Consider the following 17783-nt stretch of genomic DNA (forward strand, 5'->3'; position numbering starts at 1 on the left):
ACTACACGGATGGCCGACAGGTTTACCTCACACCGATTTGAAAATAATTTCAGTCACGCCGGTTGGATCCGAAATCCGAAGCGCGGAACGTGCACATGCACGGTGCCGGCGCGGTCATCGGTGCGACGCAGAATCAGCTCTTCGCGGCCGACAAACAGCAACTCCCCGGCCACCGGATCGGTGCCGTAGTCGGTGGCGCTGATGGTCACTTGCTGGCCGGGCTTGAAGCCGTTCGGGTCTTCGAAGATTTCTTCCGGCAGGTTGGCCGGCGTGGCATTGCGCGCGACTTCCAGGGCTTGCTCGGCACTCATCTGGCTCGACGTGCCATGCCCGAAACCCAACACCCGGGCGAGCCAGGCGGCCACCGCAGGATAGGTTTCCACCAGCGGCGAGGTGACCGACGATCCCATGAGGAACCACAACGGGTGCGCCAGGGCGAAGTCGGCAATCGACGGCTCGCCGAACAGGAAGTCGCCCTGCTGGTGCTGCAACTGCTGATTGATACGACCGATGATCACCGGCCATTGATGCTTGGCCTGATCCAGTTGCACACGGGTGGCCGTGCCGCCACTGAACAATTTGCTGCGGTCGGCCACCAGCACCTGGAGCATTTCCGGCGGCACTTTGGCGAACTTGACCGCCAGGGATTCCGGCTGGAACACCAGGCTCACGGCATGGGAGAACACCGTCGAATCAGCCCAGGCGGCGAAGCTTTGGCTGACCAGCTCCAGGCCTTGGGGAAACAGCGCCGGCGCGGACTTTTCCTGCTCCAGGCGGCGGGCGATCAGTGCGGTGTCGCAGTAGATATCGGCGCCCACCTGCAACACCGGGGTCTTGCGATAACCACCGGTGAGGGCCGTCAAGTCAGGCTTGGGCATCACCGGCGAGATGTGCACCGAACGCCAGGACAAGCCCTTGAAGCCCAGCAACAGGCGGGCCTTTTCGGCAAATGGGGATTGCGGGTAGTGGTGCAGGATCAACTCAGTCATGCCAGGCTCCGCTCAATGAGTGAGCGTCCAGCTTAGCCTGCAAACCCGGCAAAGGCGCGCATGGGAACCTATCAGTCAAACTGATGGGCCGATCGCCGCCAGGCACTCCTTGGCGCTTTTCTTGAGTTTCTTGATCAGCCGTTCCTGGCGCAGCGCCTCGGCCTTGCTGATGCATGCCTCGGTGTACACCAGCGCCACGGCGGGGCTTGAGAGGAAAAACCGTGCGCCCTTGCCACTCTGGTGCATGGCAAAGCGGCGCACCGGGTCATTGCTGATGCCGCAATAGAGCGAGCCATTGGCGGCGCGCACCAGGTAGACAAACCACGGTTTGGCTTCAGAAGGAGTCGTCACGGATCAATTCGGCAAACCAAAGGAACGCCAATCTTATCAACGACTGGCCTGGAACGCCTTCAACCCTTTCAGCGCCTGGGCCCGCACGGCGTTTTTCACCAGCGGCGTCCAGCCCAGCAACAGGCCTTTGGTGCCCAACGCCTGCCGCGACCAGCGCCACAGGTCAAAGTGGTCGTGGTGCTCGCAGATCTTGCCGTCACGAAACACAAAGCGCGCCCGGATATCGTTGACTACGGTGTTGCCCGTCGCACTGAACAGGTAGGTCGCCACCCAGTGGGCGCTGCCGGTGATTTCATCGCTGCGCACACTGTCGAAGGTCAGGGAAAAGTCCTTGGCCCGGGTGGTCAGCATGCGCCACATGTCGCCGGCATCACGGCCACGCAGTTCACCGAATGCCGGGTCGCTGAACACCACGTCGTCGCTGTAGCAGGCGCTCATGGCCTCGGCATCCAGGCGCTGGAAGGCACTGTAGAACTCGGTGATCAAGGCGTTATGGGCGTCGCTCATGGGCAGGTTCCGCAAAAGAAGTTGGGATGGCCGGTACGATAATCCCCAAGGCCGGGGAACACTACTGGCATCAACGCCAGGAATACCTCATCCCGTCCCTTCAGGGCACCATTCCGCTGCTGCGAGCATAGTGGAACAAATCCACATCGGTGGAGATACACAGCCGGTTCATCGCGGTACTTTTCTGTTTGCTGATGGTGGAGATGCTGCGATTGACCCGCGCGGCAATCTGGCTGACGGTCATGCCGCTGGCCAGCATGCGCACCACTTCGCGTTCCTTGCCCGACAGTTGCGGCGGTTGTGATTGATCGCCCGTGCCCGCCTGCACCAACTGGGTCCGCAAGGACTCGCTGACGAAGGTCTTGCCCTCGCAGACTTCCTTGATGGCCGTGGGCAACTCCTTGGCCGATGCACTCTTGGCGACAATGCCTCGGGCGCCCTCGGCGAACGAGGCACGCAGGGTGGCGATATTGGCGAACATCGTCACCAGGATCACCGGCACCCCGGGGTATTGGCGTTGCAACAAGCCCAACAACACATAGCCGTCAGCCTGCTGCCCGCCCGGCATGGCGAAGTCCGTCACCAGCACATCGCAAGGGGTGCTGCCCAGTACCCGCAACAGCTCATCCGGGCCGTTGGCCTCACCGACCACCTTGCACTTGCCGTTGGCCTCGATCACCACCTTCTGCCCGATCCGAACAATGGGATGATCGTCAGCAATAATTACGCGAAGCATAGAAATCCATGAGTGATGGCAAATTGATTTGCGCAAAATAACCCTGTCCGTCCCGGGCAACAACCGCCCACCTGGGAGCGGTTTTCAATGGCGTCCCGTGTTCTTAAGCGGGTGATTTTTTACCTACAACAAAAAAGGAAACCACCTACAAACTAAGCCCACAGACAGAGGTAATACCCCCTACAGAATCGCTGAAAATGTCATAAATCTGTCAAATAGCGCAGATACACCAGCAGGTCCTGGTCGAACCGCTGCAATGCCCGCCTGTTGCACCGGATCCCGTGCTTGCGCACCTGTTCGATCAACTCCCCCGCACAGCGATCCAGCTCCGTCTCGCCAAAAAACGCCAGGCTTCCCGCCAGGCGATGCAGGCAGTCGACCAATGCATGCGGGTCGACGATGCGGCAAGCCTGTACCAGGCCTGCGTAATCAGCCTCGGCCTCGCGCACCAGGGTGCGCAACATCTGGTTCACCACCTGTTCATCACCAAATGTCCTGATCAGTTCGGCACGAGTCGGCCAGTGCGCCCCGGCGCAGGCTGTGGCAGGCGGGTTCGTACTGGCGCCCGGCGGCTGTGGCAGCCACTGCTCCAGCACCCCGCGCAATTGTTCCAGGGTCAGCGGCTTGAGCAGCCAGGCATCCATGCCGGCCTCAAGGCAGCGGCGCGCATCGTCCGCAGAGAGTTTGGCGGTCAAGGCAATGATCGGCACACGCGGGCGGCTGTGTACGGCCTCTCGCCGCCTGATCTCACGAGCCATGCTATAGCCATCCAGCACCGGCATGCGGCAATCGCTGATCACCAGGTCGAAATGCCGCAGGGCGATGGCGGTCAACGCGGCCTGCCCGTTGCACACCAGTTCGTGATCGACTTCGAATTTTTGCAGGAACCAGCCCATCAAGGCGCGATAGGCCTGATGGTCCTCGACGATCAGCACGCTCAGGTGCTTCCAGTGAACAGGAGGACTGCGCCATGGCACCGTTTGCTGCCTGGGGGCGTCGTCAGCAAACACGCTTGGCATCATGGCCACCTCGATATCGGCGCCGACCTGCCAGGGCCATCAGACGGCCCTGGCATATCGTCTAGTGAGGGTGCGCTTGACGGTGATCCTTAACCCATCCGCCTGGCACCCATTACCGAATCAAGCTATCCACATGAATACCACTCTTGCGATACAAGAACTACGAAAAGACAGTTTTTCCTACAGCTCCGCCCACCTATTCCGACTTGACGCAGGCGAGCTAGAGGGATAGCGGATTGTCGTAATTCTTGTATTTCCCCTCCTCTCCCCCGGCGCTAAATTGCGCCCCACCCCAAGAGGGCAATCCGCCAACTCACCTGGCGGCCAACTATCCGAACTGACCCGACGCCCAACCGCGCCTCTTTCTGCGCTGCGGTGCCGTGTACCCGTCAGTTGACCCAACACCGAGACAACAAACCATGAACAAACACCTGATCGCCGTCGCCAGCGCCCTGCTGATCACTGGCACCGCCCCCGCCTTCGCCGCCAGCACCGTGGACCTGACAGTCAAGGGCATCATCACCCCGAATGCCTGCACGCCGAGCCTGTCCAGTGGAGGGGTGATAGACCACGGCAAGATGTCGGCCAAGGACCTTTACCCAGACAGGATCTATCCGCTGCCAAAGGTCACTTTGCAAATGACCGTGACCTGCGATGCGCCGGTGATCTTCGCCCTCAAGGCGACCGACAACCGTATTGGCTCCGGCAGCGGCAGCGGCTTCGGGCTGGGCTTTATCAACGGCACGCAAAAGCTGGGTTCCTACAGCTTGACCCTTGGCGCCACCGGTAGCCCGCCCCAGGCCGACGGCGAAACCGTGCAAGCCATCGGGTCTTTCGACAATGGCGTCACCTGGGAGCGTTGGAACAGCTTTGAAACCGGCACCTATCTCTCGGTCGCCACCCTGGCAGACGCCAGCACCCCGCGTGCCACCCAGCAACTGGTCACCCCCGTGGCCTACAGCGGCTACATCAACCGCACCGACGGCCTGGACCTGAGCAACGAAGTCAATATCGACGGCTCGGCCACCATTGAAGTGCTCTACCTGTAACCCACCTTCGCCCCTGACCTGCAACCAAAAAGGTGCTGCTCGATGATGAATTCCTCACCCGCTGTCTTCCTCGCCACGTTGCTGCTGGCCCCCACCGTACTGGCCGCCAGCAGTACCGACTTCGCCGTCACGGGCACCATCACGCCGAATGCCTGTGAACCCATGCTCTCCGGTGGAGGCGTGGTGGATTACGGAAAAATGCCGGCCAAGGAACTCAACACCGACAGCCCTACCTCACTGCTGCCAGAGACCATGCAAATGGAAGTCCTGTGTGAAGCGCCAACGTTCATCGCGCTGAGCACGATCGATAACCGCGCCGGCACTTCGGCAATTAACGACTACTGGCATGGCCTGGGGCTGACGGACAGTGGCGAAAAACTTGGCGCCACCGCATTCGGCCTGCTCAACCCGGTCGCGGACGGCGTCACGGTCAAGACGATCAACTCGACCGATGGCGGGGTGACCTGGCTCCCGTCGATTTACCTGGGCCACTACACCCAGACCTCGGTCGCCACCAACGGCGGTGCGAACACCCCGATTGCGATACGGCAATTCAGTGCCGACCTGCGCGTGTACACGATGGTCGACGGCACCGACCGCCTGACCGTGCTCGACGAAGTGCCGCTGGACGGCCATGCCACCGTGCAACTGAAGTACCTGTAACCCTTTATTCAACCGGCCCCACTCGAAAGGAAACGTGTGCCCCATGAAACTTACGCTCAATGCCCTGGCCACCGCGCTGCTGCTCAGCACCAGCGCCTCCTGCCCTGGCGGCGTCCACCGTCGACCTGACTGTCAAAGGGGTGATTACCCCCAACGCCTGCACACCTGGCCTGTCCGGCGGAGGGATGGTGGACTACGGCAAGATCTCCGCCAAAGACCTGAACCTCACGACCCCCAAACAACTGCCACGCACCACCTTGCAACTGACCATCACCTGCGACGGCGGCACCCTCTTTGCCGTCAAGGGCACCGACAACCGCGCCGGGTCCAACTCCAGCGGCGGCACCTACGGCCTGGGGTTGATCAACGGTACGCAGAAGCTGGGGGCCTACGACCTGATGCTGAATAACGCAGTCGCAGACTCTGTCGCCGTCACGGTGCTGGAATCCGGGGATAACGGCACGACCTGGGCAGAGTCGGCGGACGCGATCCTGCCACCCAGCGCATTGGCGGCTTTCGGCGATAGAACCTCGGGCACCTGGCTGCCGGTGCCGATCCAGCAAGTCGTCAGCGACCTGGTGGTGTACGCGCAGATCGCCCGGGCCGACAGCCTGGACCTGAGCGATGAACACCCGATCGACGGCTCGGCCACGCTGGAAGTGAAGTACCTGTAAACCCGCGGCCTCGCCGTTCGCAGCGAGGCGCCTTACTTGCACCGAACACATTGAAGACCGAATGATGAACAGAACCCTACGCCTGTGCACGGCGCTGTTATTGCTCAACACCGGCTCTAGCGTGTTTGCCAGCACCGCCACCGAGATGACCCTGTCGGGCCTGGTCACCCCCAGTTCCTGCACCATCGCGCTCTCCGGCAGCGGCATCATCGACCACGGCACCATCCCTGCCCATCTCCTCAACCAGGTGGCTCCCACCCCGTTGCCCACCCAATGGCTGGAGGTAGAGATCCACTGCAGCGGCCCCTTGTTGTTTGGCCTGATTGGCCTGGACAGCCGCGAAGATTCGTCCGCCGCACCGGACACTACCTACGGCCTGGGGAGAAACCCCAACGCGCCCGCGGAGCAGTTGGGTTACGTCGACCTGGCGTTCGAAGCGGCGCAAGGAGACGGCCAGGCCATGCAGTCACTTGTGTCAAACCCCGAAGGCGGCCTCTGGGCTCCCCAACCGGCCATCCACCCCAAGACACTCATGGGCTTCGCCCGTCCCGGCCGACCGTTTCCGGAACCCATCGTCACCCTGACCACCCGGATCCGCGCACAGACCACCATCCACCCGGCGAACCGTCTGACCCTCAGGCAAGACGTTCCCCTCGATGGCTCACTGGTCCTGGATTTGCGTTACCTCTAAGCCCTGTGATCATTTTAGGAACTGCGTCATGAAGACCTATCCAACCTTGCTGGCCCTGGGCTGGCTGCTGAGCACCCAGGCGTTTGCCGACGGCATGGTGCCCGACACCTCGGTGGTGATCGTCAACGAGGCCGACGGCGAAGCTTCGGTGTCGGTGACCAACACCGACGGCAAACTGGCCCTGCTGCACGTCACCCTGGAAGACATTCCGGAAGACACCGAATCGCTGCTGTTCGTCACCCCGCCCCTGTCCCGGGTCGAGGCCGATAAAAGCCAGTTGGTGCGCTTTATCCTGCGCAACCCCACGCCCCTGAAAACCCAACGCCTGAAGCGGGTGATCTTCGAAGGCATGCCCAAGGACCGTGACGCCGCCCAGGCTGGCCATGCGCGGGTGGGCGTGACCGTGCGCCAGAACCTGCCGGTGATCATTCATCCCAAGGGCCTGGCGCCGAACCGCACACCCTGGACCGGGCTGACCTGGTCGTTGAACGCCGGTCACCTGAACGTCGCCAACCCCACGCCTTACGTGGTGCGCCTGGCCCAGGAGCTGCAATTGCTGCCCGGCAAGCAGAGCCTGGTGCTGCCGCGCACTTATGTGTTGCCCGGCGAAACCCTGCGGCTCAGCACGCCCCACACCGCCACGGCCGTACGCCTGCAACCGGCCACCGTGTACGGCTTTGCCGTCGCCGCCTATGAAGCACCGATAACCGCCGCAAACGCTGAATAACGAAGTGACAGCCCTGTGACTGTCACCGGGAAGCCCGCCAACCGTTGCCGGCTTCCATAACCTGAGTGCCTTTACGTGAACACAGTAACCACTGACCCGGCTGGCGAAGCCGTGCCCGACTGTCCTTTACGCCCCGCCCGGATGCGGGCCGCGCTGCCACTGACCATGGCGTTGCTGTCGGCCGATGCCTGGGCCGATGCCTTCGACGCGCAAACCCTGCACCAGCGCGGTATCGACCCGGAGCTGGCCTACCTGCTGCTCGACGCACCGCGCTACACCAGCGGCCGCCATGCCGTGAGCCTGACGGTGAACGGCCAGCGCCGTGGCCGCCTCGATGTGCAGTTCGACAGCCAGGGCGCGCTGTGCTTCGACCGCCCGCTGCTGGACGCCGCCGACCTGGTGATACCGGCCCCGCTGGCCGACAGCCACTGCCATGACTTCCTCGGCGAATACCCGCAAACCGTGGTGGAGCAAGACCCCGCCAGCCTGAGCGTGAGCCTGATGGTGCCCACCGATGCCCTGCGCCCGCGCCAACGTGAGCTGTCCGGTTATGAAACCGGAGGGTTCGCCGGCTTGCTCAACTACGACCTCACCGGTTTGTACAACCGTTATGGCGACGACGCCAGCCGCTTCGGCTCGGCCAATACCGAGCTGGGCTTCAACGCGGGCGACTGGATCGTGCGCAGCCGCCAGGTACAGACCTGGCAAGACTCCCGGTCCCGCAGTACCCACCTGGAAGCCTATGCCCAGCGCACCTTCGCCGAGCAGCAGGCGGTGTTGCAGGCCGGGCAGATCAACCTCTACAACCCGGTGCTGTCGTCCGCGCAGATCACCGGCATGCAGCTGTTTACCGAACAGGCCCTGCAGGACCAGGAACAGGGCTCGACCATCAGCGGCATCGCCAACAGCCCGGCCCAGGTCGAGGTACGCCAGAACGGCGCGCTGATTCACTCCACCGTGGTGCCGGCCGGGCCGTTCTCCCTCACCGACGTACGGCGCCTGAACACACGCTCGGACGTTGAAGTGACGGTCAAGGAAAGCACCGGCGAAGAGCGGCGCTTCAGCGTGCCGGCGGCGATGCTCGGCATCGGCTTGCCAGCGCCGGGTTACTCGTTGGGAGCAGGCCGGGTGCGCAATATCGGCGATACACGGGGCGACGATCCATGGGTAATCAGCGGCGGCTGGAGCGGCGCCTTGAACCCGCGCCTGAGCCTGGGAGCCGGCGCACTGGCTGCCGAAGACTACCGCGCCACAGGTGCCAGCCTCGGCCTGTTGCCGTGGCCAGACGGCCAGGTACAACTGTCGACCCAGATTGCCGATGCCCAACGCCTGGGTGAACGCGGCGTACAGACCGACCTGAGCCTGTCCCAGCGCCTGGGCCGGCAATGGTCGATCACCGCCGGCGCCTCCCACCGCACCATGGGCTACCGGGAGCTGGAAGACGCCGCCTACTACGACTCACGGGACGACGAAGGTCGCCTCACCCGCTATCGCGACCAGCAGAGCCTGGCCCTGGGCTGGGCCCATCCATGGCTGGGCGCCTTCAATGCCGGCCTGTCGCGCACCACCACGTTCAACGGCGAAAACAGCAGCCGTGCCCTGGCCTCATGGGGCACCAGCGTGCGCGGCGTGTCGCTGTCGGCCAGTGCCGAGTGGCAGGTCAGCGGCCGGCAGAATAACGAGAACGCGGTGTACCTGAACCTGAGCGTGCCACTGGGTGAGAACCGGCGTGGGCGCTCCTGGGTGCGCAACTCCGGTGGCGAGCATCGCATCGGCCTGGGGGTGAACGAGCAGGTCAACGATCAACTCAGTTACCGGGTCAGCGCCGAGCACGACAGCCGCGACCAACAAGTGGAATCCACCCTCGGCGTCTCCTATCTGCCGCGCTATGCACAACTGGACATGAACTACAGCCGCTCGGACGCCGAACGTTCCAGCTACCAGGGCGGCGCACGCGGTGCGGTGGTGGCCCACAGCGGTGGCGTGACCTTCTCGCCTTATCCGGTGCGCGACACCTTTGCGCTGGTGTCTGTCGGCGATATGGCCGGGGTCAAGCTCACCACGCCCAGCGGCCCGGTATGGACCGACTTCCAGGGCCAGGCCGTGGTACCGCAGGTGTCCGCCTACGGGCGCAGCCCCGTGGAAGTGCAAACCCAGTCGCTGCCGCGCAATGCCGATATCAGCAACGGCCTGGCCGTCATCAGCGCCGGACGCGGTGCGGTGGATCGCGTGGAGTTCGGTGTGGCCCTGACCCGCCGTGCCTTGCTCACGGTGGCAACCGACCACGGTACGCCACTGCCCCGTGGCGCCACGGTGAGTACCGCCGAGGGCGAGTTCGTGACCCTGGTGCAGGAAGGCAGCCAGGTGTTCCTGCCGAACGTGCTGGACCCACGCCCCCTGTGGGTCAAGGCACCGGGCATGAGCCGCTGTGAACTGCAGGTTGAACTCGCGGAAAAAGCCGACCCGCAGGTGTATTTCGAAACCGCCCCGGCGCGTTGTGTGACGCCATGAGGAAGAGTGTGATGAAGCGATTGTTACTGCTGGGATTGGCCCTGGGCGCCATCGTCCAGAGCCGGGCGCACGCCGACGAATGCCAACTGACCCTAAGCCAGTCGCGCCTGGATTTCGGCGTGATGAACCGCGCCGTGCAGCGCAACCCCGGCGCAGAAATCCTGCTGGGAGAACGCCGCCTGAGCCTCAACCTGAACTGCCCGACGCCCACCGATATGCACGTGTTCTACCGGGCCCTGGCCGCGACCGCCGAGCGCTACCGCTTTACCGAGCGTGGCAGTTACCGCGTGCACATCAGCGATGCGGTACTCGACGGCCAGGCTGTTGAACTGGGGTTGACCAGCGGGCAAGGCCAGGCGCCCAGTGCCAGGGGCAGGACACTCGACTGGCGGCCCGACCAGGCCATCGTACCGTTGCGCGACGGTGCGCCGACCACCGGCAGCAGCTTCTCGGCGCAATTGCTGGTCAATGCCTGGGCACAGGCCGACGCCCTGCAAGTGCGCGACGCGGTGACCTGGGAAGCCACCGGCTTGATCGACGCCGTCGCCACCGGCCGCGCCCGGGAGCTGTCGCTGCAAGCCGGTTTCGCCCCGGCGGCCTGCGAAACCACGCTGTCCAACGGCGGCATCATCGACTTTGGCCGTATGTGGTCCAGGAGCCTTAACACCGACAAGGAAACCGGGCTGGTCTCCCGCAGCCTGCTGCTGAGTATCGGCTGCGACGGCCCGACTCATTTCGCCTTGCGCATGCATGACAACCGCAAAGGCTCGGCCACCGGCGGCATCGACGAAACCGCCTACGGCCTGGGAGTGGACGACAGCCGTAATAAAATCGGCCGGTACTTCCTCTATTTCGACCCCTTCGACCTGCGCGCCGATGCCCTGCCCCAGGTATATCGCACCGACTCCACCACCGGTGGCGTGGCCTGGAGCAGCTCCAGCGCCTACCCCATTCCCATCGGCAGCAGCAGTTTGCTCGGCTTTACCGCTCTACCCGGCAGCAATGCCGGCCCCACCGCGATCCAGAACCTGAGTGGGCAGATCAGCGTGCGCGCCGTCCTGTCCCCCATGAACAGCCTGGACCTGCGTACGGAAGTACTGCTCGACGGTTCCGGCACGATTGAAATCATCTACCTCTGATCAAGGAGTATGGTCATGCACCTACGCCAGCGTTCTCTCGCAACACTTGCCCTGCTGACCCTCAGCAGCGGTGCCACGGCAGCCTCCAGTGTTGAACTCGGCATCACCGGCTTGCTCACTCCCAGCGCCTGTACACCGGCGCTGTCGAGCAACGGGCTGATCGACTACGGCAAGATTTCCCAACAGGAGTTGAACATTGATCGCGGCAAACGCCTGCCGGTGCGCTACCTGAGCGTGACCATCAACTGCGAGGCAGCGACTCGCTACGCCCTGCGCATGAGCGACAACCGCGACGGCACCGCCAACGTCAACAGCGAAATCTACTACGGGCTGGGCCTGGACCCGAGTGGCAACAAGATCGGGCTGTACTCCCTGACCTTCGACCCCAAGCAGACGGTGATCGACAGCCTGCCTGAGGTTTACGGCACCGAGTCCACCAGCGGCGGGATCGCCTGGCGCACCGCCAACAGCAACCCGATCGACATCGGTTCGCGCAGCTTTCTCGGCTTTACCGACACCGTCGGCAGCACCAGCGGGCCGACGGCCTTCCAGACGCTGAGCAGCCTGGTCAGGGTCGATACGGTGATCGCTGCCAAGAACAATCTCGACCTCAGCAGCGACGTGCATATCGATGGTTCCAGCACTATGGAAGTGCTGTACCTCTAGACCTTTTCGCTGGTCACGCCGACATACCGCGCACGCCCGGCGCCCAACCCCGCGATGATCGCGCCCAGGCCGATCACCGCGAAAATCCAGCCGGTGGCGTTCCAGCCACCGGTCCAGTCATGCACCAGGCCGACCGCGAACGGCCCCATGGACGCCAGCGTGTAGCCGATGCCCTGGGCCATGCTCGACAGGTTGGCGGCTACGTGGGAGTCCCGTGAACGCAGCACGATCAAGGTCAGTGCCAGGCTGAAGGTGCCACCCTGGCCCAGGCCCAGCAATATCGCCCAGCCCCACAAACCGTCCAACGGTGCATACAGGCAACCGAACAGGCCGCCCAGGGTCAGCACCATCACCACCACGATGGCCAGGCGCTGGTCCTTGCCGCGGGTGGCCAGCCAGGGCGCAGCCAGGGAACTGGCCAGTTGCACAATCACCGAACCGGAAAGCACCAGGCCCGCCTGGGTGGCGCTCAGGCCACGGCCGATCAGGATCGACGGCAGCCAGCCAAACACAATGTACGCCAGGGAGGATTGCAGGCCCATGTACAGGGTCACCTGCCAGGCCAGCGGATCACGCAACAAGCCCTTCACGCGATAGGCCACCTGGTGCGCGCCGTGTTTCTGGCCGACCTGTGGCAACCAGAACAACGCCGCGACCAACGCCGGGAGAATCCAGAACCCCAGGCCGATGTTCCAGCTGTCGCCGAAGTAATGACTCAGGGGCACCGTGGATCCCGCCGCCAGCGCTGCACCCAGGCACAGGGCCATGGTGTACACGCCCGTCATGGTGCCGGCCTGTTTGGCGAAATCGCGTTTGACGATGCCGGGCAACAGCACCCCGATGATGCCGATACTCGCGCCCGCCAGCAGGCTGCCGGCGAACAGCCCGGCCTCACCCAATGAGCTGCGCAGGATGATGCCGCCGGCCAGGGTCAGCAGAATGCCCAGCACCACCCGCTCGGCGCCAAAACGTCGGGCCAGGATCGGAGCCAGTGGCGCGAACAGGCCCAGGCACAAGACGGGCAGCGTCGTCAGCAACCCGGCCTTGGCCGCCGAGAGACCCAGGCTGTGGGAGACCTCAGCGAGCAGCGGCGCCATGCTCGACAACGCCGGGCGCAGGTTCAGCGCCACCAGGATCAGGCCCAACAGCAACAACCACGGACGGCTTACCACCGGCGGGCTGTGCTGGACCTCCTCGTCATCGGCTTCGGCGTCGATCAGCAGTTCTTCAAGGGCGTTTTCTGAACGGGGCATGGGGATCTCGGATTCAAGGTTCATTGATCAACTGCCGGGAAAGCGCCTTGGCACGTTCCGGGTCCTGTTGTTCCACGGCATCGAGCAAGGCGCCGTGCAGGTCGAATACCGCTTGCCGACGCGGCTGGATGTTCAGGGTCTGGCGCAGTTGCGCGCCGACGATGCTCGAGAAGTACTGATACAGCTCGCTCAAGGCCGGGTTGTGGGCCGCGTCCACCAGGCGTTTGTGGAACACCAGGTCGCAGCTGATGTAGTGCTCAAGATCACCGTGGTAATGGTCGCCGCTGGCGTTGAGGGCCGCGCGCAAAGCGACCAGGTCTTCATCGGTGCGGCGCAACGCGGCCAAGCCGACTGCCTCGACTTCAAGAATCTGCCGCGTCTCCTGCGCCTGAGCCAGGGTGCAGTGGGACAAGGCTTTCATCGCGCCCAGCGGGTCGGTCATGGAGCGCAAATAGCTGCCGTTGCCCTGGCGGATCTCGATCAACCCGGAGAATGCCAATACGCGCATGGCTTCACGCACGGTGTTGCGGCTGATCCCCAACTCGGCAGACAACTCGGGCTCGGTGGGCAGGCGTTCGCCGATGGCCCATACGCCTTGGGTGATGCGCTGGCGCAACTGTTCGAGGGCTTGATCGACGAGGGAGCGTTTGATCAGGGGGGCGATGTCTGTCATGGGTTTCGTCCTTTCATCCAATCATAGGATGAATTTTCCCACAGCCTATTCGGAGTTGCCTACAAAGGCAACGCACTAGGGTTCTTGGGCAGGCAAAGGAGCAGTATTTTCGATTGGTAAAATTACCCTCAGAGGGTAATTATTGGACTCAGGTGTCTTATGGAAAAGTACACACCTCATTACGATCTGGCGGTGATAAAGGCGGATGTCAGGCGGCTTGGAAAGCAAGCATTTACTCAAAGCGCACGCCGTTGCGGCGAGGATCTTGATTTAAGCATCGAACAAATGCAGGCGGTCATTTTCGAGTTGAAAAACACGATGCTGTACAAGTCGATGACCACTCATGACGACCATCGAGTTTGGCAAGATGTGTATCACATTCACTCACATGATCTGGAGATCTACATCAAGGTGACCTACCGCACGGATGGTAAACCTCCGGTGATCTCCTTCAAGGAGAAAAACCCATGAAAACAGAGCAATGCTTCAGCTGCGGCAGGCATGACGGAATGCATCACTTCTCAGGACGTAGCGAAACATCGGAAGTCAAAGGTTTGCATCGCCGTATAGACGATCTGTCTGGATGGGAGTGCCAGGCATGTGGAGAGGTGATCCTGGACCCCGAAGACGCGGAACGCTATTCAGACCACTGCGATGAAATCGTTCACAGTTTCAGGCAGATGGTCGGCACCGAGATGAAGCGCATACGCCGCAAACTGCACCTTTCACAAAAAGAAACGGTACAACTGCTATCGGGTGGTGGCCACAACGCCTTATCTCGTTACGAGCGCGGTGAGGTATTGCCCCCCAAATCCCTGGTAGTCCTGATGCGTTTGCTTGAGCGTCACCCCCACTTGCTGGTCGAAGCAAAAATCCTGAGTGAAGGCGCAGATCTTCGCAATTCCGTGCATACGGTACATAAAGAGCACGAGACCCTGACGACAACTTGATTGATGGCAAAAATAAACCCGGCACCAGGCCGGGTTTATTGTTTCAAGCATTACCCATGGATCAATGCAGAATCTGGCTCAAGAACAACTTGGTCCGATCATTCTGCGGGTTGTCGAAGAAGTCATTCGGCGCCGCCTGTTCAACGATCTCGCCCTTGTCCATGAAGATCACGCGGTTGGCCACGGTGCGCGCAAAGCCCATTTCGTGGGTCACGCAGAGCATGGTCATGCCGTCTTCCGCCAGGCCGATCATGGTGTCCAGTACCTCTTTCACCATTTCCGGATCGAGCGCCGAGGTCGGCTCATCGAACAGCATGATTTTCGGCTTCATGCACAGCGCACGGGCAATCGCCACGCGCTGTTGCTGGCCGCCGGACAACTGCCCCGGAAACTTGTGGGCCTGTTCCGGAATACGCACGCGCTCAAGGTAGTGCATGGCAATTTCTTCAGCCTTGCGCTTGGGCATCTTGCGTACCCACATCGGGGCCAGCGTGCAGTTCTGCAGGATGGTCAGGTGCGGGAACAGGTTGAAGTGCTGGAACACCATGCCGACTTCGCGGCGGATCGCTTCGATCTGCTTGAGGTCGTTGGTCAGTTCCACGCCATCGACCACGATGCGGCCCTGCTGGTGCTCTTCCAGGCGGTTGAGGCAGCGGATGGTGGTGGACTTGCCGGAACCCGACGGGCCGCACAGCACGATACGCTCGCCCTGCTTGACGTTCAGGTTGATGTCTTTCAACACGTGGAACTGGCCGTACCACTTGTTGACGCCCTGCATCTGAATAATGCCTTCAGGGCTCACAGGCTGTTTGATCGCTTCACTCATCACAACACTCCTAACGCTTGTGGCCTGTGTCCAGCTTGTGTTCCAAATGAATGGAATAGCGGGACATACCAAAACAGAAAATCCAGAACACCAGGGCGGCGAACACGTAGCCTTCAGTGGCCATGCCCAACCATTTCGGGTCGGCGGCGGCTTGCTTGACGCTGTTGAGCAGGTCGAACAGGCCGATGATGATCACCAGGCTAGTGTCCTTGAACAACGCGATAAACGTGTTGACGATGCCCGGGATCACCATCTTCAGTGCCTGGGGCAAAATCACCAGGCCCATGCTGCGCCAGTAACCCAGGCCCATCGCGGCCGCAGCCTCGTATTGGCCCTTGGGAATCGCCTGCAAGCCACCGCGCACCACTTCGGCTACATAGGCCGACTGGAACAGGATCACGCCGATCAAGGCCCGCAGCAATTTGTCGATGCCCATGCCTTCCGGCAGGAACAGCGGCAACATTACCGACGACATGAACAACACCGTGATCAACGGTACGCCGCGCCAGAACTCGATGAAGGTCACACAGACCACACGAATCGCCGGCATGTTCGAACGCCGACCCAACGCCAGCACAATGCCCAGCGGCAAGGCCCCGGCAATGCCGACGGTGGCGATCACCAGGGTCAGCATCAAGCCGCCCCACTGGCTGGTGGCCACGTTGGTCATGCCGAAGATCCCGCCGTGCAGCAGGAAGTAGGCAACGATCGGGTACACCACCAAAAAGCTCAGGCCGTAGACCGCCTTGCGCGTGAAGCGCGAGATGAACAACGGCGCCACACCCACGATGGCCAGCCACACGGTCAGGTCGACGCGCCAGCGCAGGTCGCCGGGGTAGTAGCCGTACATGAACTGCCCGAAGCGCTGTTGGATAAACACCCAGCAGGCGCCCTCCTTGGTGCAGTCGGCGCGGGTGGTACCGACCCAGTTTGCATCGAGGATCGCCCAGTGCAGGATCGGCGGCACGACCAGGTAGATCAGGTAGAACGCCAGCAATGTCAGCAGGGTGTTGAGCCAGCTGGAAAACAGGTTGGCGCGCATCCATGCCATCGGCCCGAACACTTTGTTCGGTGGCGGCATATCAGGTTTGAAAGTATGCGTACTCATGCAGGTTTCCTCACCGCTCGATCAGCGCAATGCGCTTGTTGTACCAGTTCATCAGCAGGGAAATGCTGATGCTGATCGCCAGGTACACGCTCATGGTGATGGCAATAACCTCGATGGCCTGGCCGGTCTGGTTGAGCACCGTGCCGGCAAACAGCGAAACCATTTCCGGGTAACCGATACCGGCGGCCAGTGACGAGTTTTTCGCCAGGTTCAGGTATTGGCTGGTCAGCGGCGGAATGATCACGCGCAGGGCTTGCGGGATGATCACCTTGCGCAGGGTCGGACCGTTGCGCAGCCCGAGGGAACGCGCCGCTTCGGTCTGGCCGTGGCTGACGGACTTGATGCCTGAACGCACGATCTCGGCGATAAACGCCGCGGTATACACGGTCAGGGCCAGGGTCAGCGCCAGCAACTCGGGAATCAGTACCCAGCCGCCGACGAAGTTGAAGCCTTGCAGCTTGGGCATTTCCCAGTGCAGCGGCGCGCCGAACACCAAAGCGCACAGCGCAGGGATCACCACCAACAGCGCCAGGCCGGCCCAGAACTTGTGGAACGGAACACCGGTGGCTTCAAAGCGTTTATTTGCCCAACGGGCCATCAGCACAATGGCGATGATTGCCACCACGACGCTGATCACAAACGGCCAGAAACCCTCCGCCATCAACGCGGCGGGCATGTTCAGGCCACGGCTGCTGACAAAGAACGTGTCGCCGAAGTTGTGGCTGTTGCGCGGCCCCGGCATCGTCAGGAATACCGCGAAGTACCAGAACAGGATTTGCAGCAGCGGGGGAATGTTGCGGAACACTTCCACATACACCGTGGCCAGCTTGTTGATCATCCAGTTGGGCGACAAGCGCGCCACACCGATGATGAACCCGAGGATGGTCGCCAGGACCACACCGATCACCGTCACCAGCAGGGTGTTGAGCAGACCGATCACAAAGACCCGGGCATAGCTGTCCGATTCGGTGTAGTCGATCAGGTGCTGAGCGATGCCGAAGCCGGCACTGCGCTCAAGAAAGTCGAAACCCGAGGTAATGCCCCGGTGTTGAAGGTTGGTTTGCGTGTTGTTGAACAGGTACCAGCCCAACGAGACCACCGCCACAATCGTGATGATCTGGAATAGCCACGCACGCACTTTTGGATCACTGAAGCTGAGCTTCTGTTTTGGTGCGCCGATTTGATTTTGCATTAAGTGCCCCAGAAATAATGGAACAGAACATCACCCGGCGGTTGGCCCACCGGGTGATA

Annotated in this window: 20 protein-coding genes; 10 read left to right on the plus strand and 10 right to left on the minus strand. The window is 62.1% G+C overall.

The window, feature by feature from the left end; all coding sequences use genetic code 11:
• Positions 1-53: 53 nt before the first annotated feature.
• The 5 genes from QF039_RS23030 to QF039_RS23050 form a co-directional block, all read right to left on the minus strand.
• On the minus strand, positions 54-989 hold the full coding sequence (locus QF039_RS23030) for a glutathione S-transferase family protein (RefSeq protein ID WP_307520901.1): 936 nt from the start codon (positions 987-989) through the stop codon (positions 54-56).
• Between the two features lie 75 nt (positions 990-1064).
• Complete coding sequence (locus tag QF039_RS23035; protein WP_003216354.1) at positions 1065-1340, minus strand: GIY-YIG nuclease family protein; 276 nt, start codon at positions 1338-1340, stop codon at positions 1065-1067.
• A gap of 36 nt (positions 1341-1376) precedes the next feature.
• On the minus strand, positions 1377-1847 hold the full coding sequence (locus tag QF039_RS23040) for a nuclear transport factor 2 family protein (protein ID WP_008435632.1): 471 nt from the start codon (positions 1845-1847) through the stop codon (positions 1377-1379).
• Between the two features lie 100 nt (positions 1848-1947).
• Positions 1948-2583, minus strand: coding sequence for a response regulator transcription factor (locus QF039_RS23045; protein WP_003216351.1), 636 nt, complete (start codon positions 2581-2583; stop codon positions 1948-1950).
• 200 nt (positions 2584-2783) lie between these two features.
• On the minus strand, positions 2784-3518 hold the full coding sequence (locus QF039_RS23050) for a response regulator (RefSeq protein ID WP_003216349.1): 735 nt from the start codon (positions 3516-3518) through the stop codon (positions 2784-2786).
• Positions 3519-4021: 503 nt separating this feature from the next.
• On the opposite strand from QF039_RS23050, the gene QF039_RS23055 reads away from it, so the two are divergent.
• From QF039_RS23055 to QF039_RS23090, 8 genes are all read left to right on the plus strand, one after another.
• Positions 4022-4651: a DUF1120 domain-containing protein gene (locus QF039_RS23055; protein ID WP_102605021.1), complete on the plus strand. Its 630-nt coding sequence runs from the start codon at positions 4022-4024 to the stop codon at positions 4649-4651.
• A gap of 45 nt (positions 4652-4696) precedes the next feature.
• The gene (locus QF039_RS23060; protein ID WP_032899438.1) at positions 4697-5314 is read left to right on the plus strand and encodes a DUF1120 domain-containing protein; all 618 of its coding nucleotides are present in this window, start codon (positions 4697-4699) and stop codon (positions 5312-5314) included.
• 59 nt (positions 5315-5373) lie between these two features.
• Complete coding sequence (locus tag QF039_RS23065) at positions 5374-5988, plus strand: DUF1120 domain-containing protein (protein ID WP_307520903.1); 615 nt, start codon at positions 5374-5376, stop codon at positions 5986-5988.
• A gap of 64 nt (positions 5989-6052) precedes the next feature.
• Entirely contained in the window at positions 6053-6679 is a 627-nt protein-coding gene (locus QF039_RS23070; protein WP_256343963.1) for a DUF1120 domain-containing protein, read from the plus strand.
• 28 nt (positions 6680-6707) lie between these two features.
• Positions 6708-7406: a fimbria/pilus chaperone family protein gene (locus QF039_RS23075; RefSeq protein ID WP_008435638.1), complete on the plus strand. Its 699-nt coding sequence runs from the start codon at positions 6708-6710 to the stop codon at positions 7404-7406.
• 141 nt (positions 7407-7547) lie between these two features.
• On the plus strand, positions 7548-9917 hold the full coding sequence (locus tag QF039_RS23080; protein ID WP_307523022.1) for a fimbria/pilus outer membrane usher protein: 2370 nt from the start codon (positions 7548-7550) through the stop codon (positions 9915-9917).
• Positions 9918-9928: 11 nt separating this feature from the next.
• Positions 9929-11056, plus strand: coding sequence for a DUF1120 domain-containing protein (locus QF039_RS23085; protein ID WP_177036198.1), 1128 nt, complete (start codon positions 9929-9931; stop codon positions 11054-11056).
• 15 nt (positions 11057-11071) lie between these two features.
• Positions 11072-11722: a DUF1120 domain-containing protein gene (locus tag QF039_RS23090; protein ID WP_008435643.1), complete on the plus strand. Its 651-nt coding sequence runs from the start codon at positions 11072-11074 to the stop codon at positions 11720-11722.
• Here the strand turns inward: QF039_RS23090 and QF039_RS23095 are convergent.
• Positions 11719-12999, minus strand: coding sequence for a CynX/NimT family MFS transporter (locus QF039_RS23095; protein WP_307520908.1), 1281 nt, complete (start codon positions 12997-12999; stop codon positions 11719-11721). The two genes, QF039_RS23090 and QF039_RS23095, sit on opposite strands and share 4 nt — an antisense overlap.
• On the minus strand, positions 12989-13648 hold the full coding sequence (locus tag QF039_RS23100; protein WP_307520910.1) for a FadR/GntR family transcriptional regulator: 660 nt from the start codon (positions 13646-13648) through the stop codon (positions 12989-12991). The genes QF039_RS23095 and QF039_RS23100 overlap by 11 nt, the downstream gene beginning before the upstream one ends.
• 159 nt (positions 13649-13807) lie before the next feature.
• Between QF039_RS23100 and QF039_RS23105 the strand changes: the two genes are divergently transcribed.
• Positions 13808-14119, plus strand: a complete 312-nt coding sequence (locus tag QF039_RS23105; RefSeq protein WP_003216329.1) for a type II toxin-antitoxin system MqsR family toxin — start codon at positions 13808-13810, stop codon at positions 14117-14119.
• The gene (locus QF039_RS23110; protein WP_003216327.1) at positions 14116-14598 is read left to right on the plus strand and encodes a type II toxin-antitoxin system MqsA family antitoxin; all 483 of its coding nucleotides are present in this window, start codon (positions 14116-14118) and stop codon (positions 14596-14598) included. Before QF039_RS23105 ends, QF039_RS23110 begins: the two co-directional genes overlap by 4 nt.
• Before the next feature lie 61 nt (positions 14599-14659).
• On the opposite strand, the gene QF039_RS23115 is transcribed toward QF039_RS23110, so the two are convergent.
• Genes QF039_RS23115 through QF039_RS23125 form a run of 3 tightly spaced genes read right to left on the minus strand, consistent with a single transcriptional unit; the run spans position 14660 to position 17724 of the window.
• Complete coding sequence (locus QF039_RS23115; RefSeq protein WP_003171943.1) at positions 14660-15424, minus strand: amino acid ABC transporter ATP-binding protein; 765 nt, start codon at positions 15422-15424, stop codon at positions 14660-14662.
• A 10-nt stretch (positions 15425-15434) separates the two neighbouring features.
• On the minus strand, positions 15435-16532 hold the full coding sequence (locus QF039_RS23120; RefSeq protein WP_003216325.1) for an amino acid ABC transporter permease: 1098 nt from the start codon (positions 16530-16532) through the stop codon (positions 15435-15437).
• A 10-nt stretch (positions 16533-16542) separates the two neighbouring features.
• A complete protein-coding gene (locus QF039_RS23125) occupies positions 16543-17724 on the minus strand; it encodes an amino acid ABC transporter permease (RefSeq protein WP_003216323.1) in 1182 nt (393 codons plus the stop codon).
• Between the last annotated feature and the right edge of the window lie 59 nt (positions 17725-17783).

It is taken from the genome of Pseudomonas sp. W2I6 (genome assembly GCF_030815935.1).
Taxonomy (GTDB): domain Bacteria; phylum Pseudomonadota; class Gammaproteobacteria; order Pseudomonadales; family Pseudomonadaceae; genus Aquipseudomonas.

Excerpts from the sequence above, each read along its gene's own strand:
- QF039_RS23060 (WP_032899438.1), top strand. The coding sequence starts at position 4,697 with ATGAATTCCTCACCCGCTGTCTTCCTCGCCACGTTGCTGCTGGCCCCC.
- QF039_RS23120 (WP_003216325.1), bottom strand. The coding sequence starts at position 16,532 with ATGAGTACGCATACTTTCAAACCTGATATGCCGCCACCGAACAAAGTG.
- QF039_RS23085 (WP_177036198.1), top strand. The coding sequence starts at position 9,929 with ATGAAGCGATTGTTACTGCTGGGATTGGCCCTGGGCGCCATCGTCCAG.
- QF039_RS23055 (WP_102605021.1), top strand. The coding sequence starts at position 4,022 with ATGAACAAACACCTGATCGCCGTCGCCAGCGCCCTGCTGATCACTGGC.
- QF039_RS23045 (WP_003216351.1), bottom strand. The coding sequence starts at position 2,583 with ATGCTTCGCGTAATTATTGCTGACGATCATCCCATTGTTCGGATCGGG.
- QF039_RS23100 (WP_307520910.1), bottom strand. The coding sequence starts at position 13,648 with ATGACAGACATCGCCCCCCTGATCAAACGCTCCCTCGTCGATCAAGCC.
- QF039_RS23095 (WP_307520908.1), bottom strand. The coding sequence starts at position 12,999 with ATGAACCTTGAATCCGAGATCCCCATGCCCCGTTCAGAAAACGCCCTT.
- QF039_RS23125 (WP_003216323.1), bottom strand. The coding sequence starts at position 17,724 with ATGCAAAATCAAATCGGCGCACCAAAACAGAAGCTCAGCTTCAGTGAT.
- QF039_RS23040 (WP_008435632.1), bottom strand. The coding sequence starts at position 1,847 with ATGAGCGACGCCCATAACGCCTTGATCACCGAGTTCTACAGTGCCTTC.
- QF039_RS23030 (WP_307520901.1), bottom strand. The coding sequence starts at position 989 with ATGACTGAGTTGATCCTGCACCACTACCCGCAATCCCCATTTGCCGAA.
- QF039_RS23090 (WP_008435643.1), top strand. The coding sequence starts at position 11,072 with ATGCACCTACGCCAGCGTTCTCTCGCAACACTTGCCCTGCTGACCCTC.
- QF039_RS23080 (WP_307523022.1), top strand. The coding sequence starts at position 7,548 with ATGCGGGCCGCGCTGCCACTGACCATGGCGTTGCTGTCGGCCGATGCC.
- QF039_RS23115 (WP_003171943.1), bottom strand. The coding sequence starts at position 15,424 with ATGAGTGAAGCGATCAAACAGCCTGTGAGCCCTGAAGGCATTATTCAG.
- QF039_RS23105 (WP_003216329.1), top strand. The coding sequence starts at position 13,808 with ATGGAAAAGTACACACCTCATTACGATCTGGCGGTGATAAAGGCGGAT.
- QF039_RS23110 (WP_003216327.1), top strand. The coding sequence starts at position 14,116 with ATGAAAACAGAGCAATGCTTCAGCTGCGGCAGGCATGACGGAATGCAT.
- QF039_RS23075 (WP_008435638.1), top strand. The coding sequence starts at position 6,708 with ATGAAGACCTATCCAACCTTGCTGGCCCTGGGCTGGCTGCTGAGCACC.
- QF039_RS23065 (WP_307520903.1), top strand. The coding sequence starts at position 5,374 with ATGCCCTGGCCACCGCGCTGCTGCTCAGCACCAGCGCCTCCTGCCCTG.
- QF039_RS23070 (WP_256343963.1), top strand. The coding sequence starts at position 6,053 with ATGAACAGAACCCTACGCCTGTGCACGGCGCTGTTATTGCTCAACACC.